This window comes from Paucibacter hankyongi, assembly GCF_037482915.1.
GTDB lineage: Bacteria > Pseudomonadota > Gammaproteobacteria > Burkholderiales > Burkholderiaceae_C > Paucibacter_A > Paucibacter_A hankyongi.
The window spans coordinates 1-780 of record NZ_JBBHJX010000039.1; the positions used below are offsets into that span (position 1 = coordinate 1).

A 780-nucleotide genomic window follows, 5' to 3' on the forward strand; every position below is an offset into this window, starting at 1 on the left:
CTGGTCAACGAGCAGAGGCTTCGTCAGCCGCGGCTGGGCACGCGCAAGCTGCATCACCTGCTTCGTGAATCGCTGGAGCGAGCAGGCGCCGGGCTCGGGCGCGACGCTATGTTCGACGTGCTGCGCAACGCCAGGATGCTTGTGCCGAGGCATCGGGCGTATCACAAGACCACGGACAGCCATCATCGATTCCGCCGGCACCCCAACTTGGTCAAGGAAGGGCCCGAACAGATCCAGGTGACGCGAAGCGAACAGTTGTGGGTAGCCGACATCACGTATTTGCCCACGGCCGACAGGTTTGTCTACCTCAGCTTGGTGACCGATGCCCACTCGCGCAAGATCGTTGGGTGGCATGTACATCCAACTTTGCAGACTGAAGAGGTCGCCCAGGCGATGAAGATGGCACTGCGAGGGCGTCAGACGCAACACCAGCTCACGCATCACTCGGACAGGGGCATTCAATACTGCTCCAGCTACTATCAGTCGCTGCACCGACGTCACGGCGTGAAGTGCTCGATGACCGACGGCTATGACTGCTATCAAAACGCACTGGCCGAGCGTGTCAACGGCATCCTCAAGCACGAGTTCCTGATCAGTAGGCCCGCAGACCTCTCGCAAGCTCGGCGCATGGTGGCCGAGTCGGTACAGATATACAACCACGAGCGGCCGCACCTGTCGCTGAAAATGCAAACGCCTGATGCGATGCATCAGGCGTCCTTGGCCGGCTAAGCCGGCTCTTCTTTAACCGTTCTGAGTGTCAACCTAATTCAGGACGGGTCA

Annotated in this window: 1 protein-coding gene; it reads left to right on the plus strand. The window is 59.7% G+C overall.

All coding sequences use genetic code 11. The features are described from left to right. A partial coding sequence (locus WG899_RS22280) for an IS3 family transposase (RefSeq protein ID WP_339597827.1) occupies positions 1 to 729 on the plus strand: 729 nt, incomplete at its 5' end. Between the last annotated feature and the right edge of the window lie 51 nt (positions 730 to 780).